We start from the raw sequence: 1,041 nt of genomic DNA, 5'->3' as shown, positions 1-1,041 counted from the left end.
TACCACAACACATTCACAGAAGAGAGGACTTCCCTATGAACGATTTTACTACAGAAATTCTAAAGACTCTAGCGAACAAAGGCGATTTGAATGAATTATTCCGTGTCCATTTGGAGAAAGCAGTCAATACGCTTCTCAAAACGGAGTTAACGGCTTTCCTAGATTACGAAAAGTATGATCGCATTGGTTTTAACACGGGTAATTCTCGTAACGGCTCCTATGACCGTACGGTCAAGACCGAGTATGGGGAACTTCATCTCCAGATTCCGCGCGACCGCAATGGTGAGTTCAAGCAACAGACTGTTCCTGCTTATAGACGGACGAATGACACGTTAGAGGAGACCGTCATTCACCTCTTCCGAAAAGGTATTACCATGTCGGAAATCGCAGACTTGATTGAGAAAATGTATGGGCATTACTACACGCCCCAAACCATGTCCAATATAACAAAATCATTTACAGAAGAGGTAACGGCGTTTAAAGGGCGGGAGCTTCATGACCGTTATGCTGCTATTTATATGGACGCAACGTATATTCCGTTAAAGCGGAAAACCGTCGCCAAGGAAGCTATTCATATCGCAGTTGGCATTCGCCCGGACGGATCAAAGGAAGTATTGAGCTATGCGATTGCACCGACTGAATCCATCACGATTTGGGAGGAAATTTTATTGGACCTTCAAGAGCGCGGTTTGAAAAATGTCCTCCTGTTCATCACGGATGGCTTAAAGGGGATGGTAGGAGCGATTAGTCGGTTCTATCCCAAAGCTCGTTTTCAACATTGTTGTGTACACGTTTCCCGTAATATCAGTCACAAAGTGCGTGTCGATGATCGTAAGGAAGTCTGTGATGATTTTAAAATGGTGTATCAAGCCTCATCTAAAGAGGTGGCGTTGGAAGCACGTGGTGCTTTTGCGGAAAAAAGGAAAACCAGCTATCCAAAAGTGGTTGAATCGATTCTTTCGAACGATCACTTGCTCACTTTCTATGATTTCCCCTTGGCCATACGCAAGAGTATTTATTCTACGAACTTGATTGAATCCT

1 protein-coding gene is annotated in these 1,041 nt (G+C 43.9%); it reads left to right on the top strand.

All coding sequences use genetic code 11. The annotated features are described in order from the left end of the window. Positions 1 to 35: 35 nt before the first annotated feature. The coding region (locus AB5Z52_RS17295; RefSeq protein ID WP_368243990.1) for an IS256-like element ISLgar5 family transposase at positions 36 to 1,041 on the top strand (1,006 nt) is incomplete at its 3' end.

The organism is Enterococcus sp. RTP21361st1_A6_RTP21361_211029 (genome assembly GCF_040910045.1).
Lineage (GTDB): Bacteria > Bacillota > Bacilli > Lactobacillales > Enterococcaceae > Enterococcus_D > Enterococcus_D gallinarum.
Note: the sequence above shows the minus strand (reverse complement) of the source record. Positions and strands in the feature narration are given on the sequence as shown.